The organism is Mesorhizobium sp. M5C.F.Ca.IN.020.32.2.1, from assembly GCF_004023105.1.
Taxonomy (GTDB): domain Bacteria; phylum Pseudomonadota; class Alphaproteobacteria; order Rhizobiales; family Rhizobiaceae; genus Mesorhizobium; species Mesorhizobium wenxiniae.
The window spans coordinates 1-2,856 of sequence record NZ_RZSX01000803.1; the positions used below are offsets into that span (position 1 = coordinate 1).

The window sequence follows — 2,856 nt, forward strand, 5'->3', positions numbered from 1 at the left end:
GCCGCGGGCCGTTCCGCTGAGCGTCGCGATTGTCTCACCCGCCGCCACCCTGCCGCCGTCCGGGCAGCGGACTTGCATGTCCACCGCCGGGTCGATGAGCAGGAAAGAAAACGCCGCCAGATCGAGCCCGGCAATCACGCCCGACTGCCGTGCGATAAGCGCCAGCGTGGCCATGCAATCAGCGGGGATGATTGCATCGCTGGTCAGGTCGCCGGCCTTGCCAAGGTCTTCCAGAAGGGCGCTGCGCACGATCGGTTCGATAACGATCGAGGGGAGTGGCGACAATGACATCATGTCAGGTACTCCCTATCGGGGCTCGCCAGCCAAGGGCGACTGCAGCCTCCACCGCCTTGCCGAGCGTCAGCCGCAACGAACGGGTGTCGGCATTGCGACCCGGAAAATCGGACCGGTAGTGTGCGCCACGGCTCTCTTCGCGCCGAAGGGCCGCAATCGCAATCATCAGCGCGACCACGGCCGGATCGGACGCAGCCTGGTTGGCAGCGGCGATCGGCAGCAGCGCAGTGGCGGCCTCGCGCAGCGTCTCGCCGTCCCGGACGATGCCGAGCGCCTTGGAGACGATCGGCCTTATGCACGAAGGGTCCGGCCGCGGCGGCAGGAATGTTGAAAGGATCCGCCGTCGCCAGCCCGGCGAGGCGCTGGCGACGCTTTCGGCTACGAAGCCGGCTGTCGCCACCGCTTCCGTGAGCGAGTTGCTGGCGAGGCGATTGGCGCCATGCAGTCCGGTGCAGGCAACCTCGCCACAGGCCCACAAGCCCTTGAGGGAACTGCGACCCGCCGCGTCCACCCCTACGCCGCCCATGTGATAATGCGCCGCCGGGCGCACAGGGATCGGCTGAACGCAAGGATCGATGCCTGCCTCTAGGCAGAGCTGGGCTATGGCCGGGAAGCGCTTGCCGAATCTCGGACCGAGGGATTTCCGGGCGTCGAGGAACACGCGGTGTCCGGCGGCCAGCTGATGCCAAATCGCACGCGCGACCACGTCGCGTGGCGCGAGCTCGCCGCCAGGCGTGTCGGCGAGGAATCGCTCTCCCCGCTCGTCGACGAGCACGGCGCCTTCGCCGCGCACCGCTTCGCTCACCAGCGGCATCGGCCGGCGTGGATCATCCAGCGCGGTCGGATGGAACTGCACGAATTCAAGATCGGCGAGCTCCACGCCGGCTGAAGCCGCGAGCGCCAACCCGTGCCCAATTGAGCCCAGCGGGTTCGTCGTGTCGCGAAACAGGCCGCCGATGCCGCCGGTCGCCAGCACCACGCGCGACGTGGGCAGGCCGACTGTGCCCGTGCAGCCCACCGCGAGCACGCCGGCGATTTCACCGTCGTCCACGATCAGGCGGCGTGCCTGCATGTTTTCCAGGAGGGTGATCGAAGCGGTGCGCCGCACGCCGGCGGTGAGTGCGCGGATCAGCTCGCGGCCGGTCGCATCGCCGTCGGCATGCACGATCCGCCGGCGCGAATGCGCCGCCTCGAGCCCTAGCCGGATCGCACCGTCAGGGGCGCGGTCGAAAGTGACGCCGAAGCGCTCGAGGTGCTCGACCGCTTTAGGTGCGGCCTCGACTACGCGTCTCGCGATCGCCTCGTCGCAAAGGCCGTCGCCGACCGCTAGCGTGTCGGCGAGGTGCAGGTCGGAGCCGTCGTCGCACCCAAGGCTTGCTGCAAGACCGCCCTGGGCGAGTTCGCTGCACGCTTCGGTCCCCAGCGGTGCGCTGGAGATGAGGACGACCGGTTCGGGCGCCAGGTAAAGCGCCGTCATCAGGCCTGCCACGCCGGCGCCAATGATCACGGGTGCCCCGCCGATATCGCGGACGTCGAGGTTCATATGGAAAGCATGCGCTCGACCGCGCGACGCGCCGGCTTCGCGATCTGCCGGTCGATGGTCACGATATGGCGGTTTTCCTCGAGTGCGGCACGTATCTTGGCAAGCGTGATGCGTTTCATGTGGGGGCAGAGATTGCACGGCCGGATGAAGTCCACCTCTGGATGCTCGACGGCGACGTTGTCGCTCATCGAGCATTCGGTCATCAGCACGACGCGCGCCGGCTTATGACGGCCGACATAGTCGGACATCGCCGCCGTCGAACCGGCGAAGTCGGACTCGGCGACCACTTCCGGCGGGCATTCGGGATGGGCAAGCACGGCGACGCCCGGATGCGCGTCGCGCAGTTCGCGGATATCCGCGGTCGTGAAGCGTTCATGTACTTCGCAATGGCCCTTCCAGGCGATGATCTCGACGTCGGTCTCGGCGGCGACGTTGTTGGCCAGATATTCGTCGGGCACCATGATGACGCACGGCACGCCGAGCGATTCCACGATTGCCTTAGCATTACCGGAGGTGCAGCAGATGTCGGACTCGGCCTTCACGGCGGCCGAAGTGTTGACGTAGGTGATGATCGGCACGCCCGGGAAGCGCTGGCGAATCAGGCGCACGTCTTCAGGCGTGATCGAGTCGGCCAGCGAGCAGCCCGCCTCGAGATCCGGGATAAGTACGGTTTTGTCGGGATTGAGGAGCTTCGCCGTCTCGGCCATGAAGTGCACGCCGGCGAGCACGATGACGTCCGCCTTCACCGTCATTGCCTTGCGCGCCAGCGCCAGGCTGTCGCCGACGATGTCGGCGACGCAGTGGAAGATCTCCGGCGTCTGGTAGTTGTGCGCCAGAATGGCGGCGTTGCGCTCGCGCTTCAGCGCCAGGATAGCTTCGATATCCTCGGCAAAAGCCGGCCATTCGACTGGCGGGATCACGCGCCGGACGCGCTGATAGAGGGACGCGGCCGTAGCTAACGCGCCAATCATCCGCGCCTCCGCTTATATTCCGGCTGACAATAAGGGGCGCTTATATCT

General features: G+C 66.8%; 2 protein-coding genes and 1 pseudogene. All 3 read right to left on the minus strand.

From position 1 onward, the window contains the following. Positions 1–294: pseudogene (locus EOA86_RS29050) on the minus strand (nicotinate-nucleotide diphosphorylase (carboxylating)); the annotation flags it as partial. A gap of 1 nt (position 295) precedes the next feature. Then, the gene (locus tag EOA86_RS29055; protein ID WP_128344812.1) at positions 296–1,837 is read right to left on the minus strand and encodes an L-aspartate oxidase; all 1,542 of its coding nucleotides are present in this window, start codon (positions 1,835–1,837) and stop codon (positions 296–298) included. After that, positions 1,834–2,808 (minus strand): quinolinate synthase NadA, encoded by a 975-nt coding sequence (gene nadA, locus EOA86_RS29060; RefSeq protein WP_128344813.1) that lies wholly within the window; start codon positions 2,806–2,808, stop codon positions 1,834–1,836. The genes EOA86_RS29055 and nadA overlap by 4 nt, the downstream gene beginning before the upstream one ends. Positions 2,809–2,856 lie beyond the last annotated feature (48 nt).

Bases quoted from the DNA above. Each gene is read 5' to 3' on its own strand.
- EOA86_RS29055 (WP_128344812.1), bottom strand. From the start codon at position 1,837: ATGAACCTCGACGTCCGCGATATCGGCGGGGCACCCGTGATCATTGGC.
- nadA (WP_128344813.1), bottom strand. From the start codon at position 2,808: ATGATTGGCGCGTTAGCTACGGCCGCGTCCCTCTATCAGCGCGTCCGG.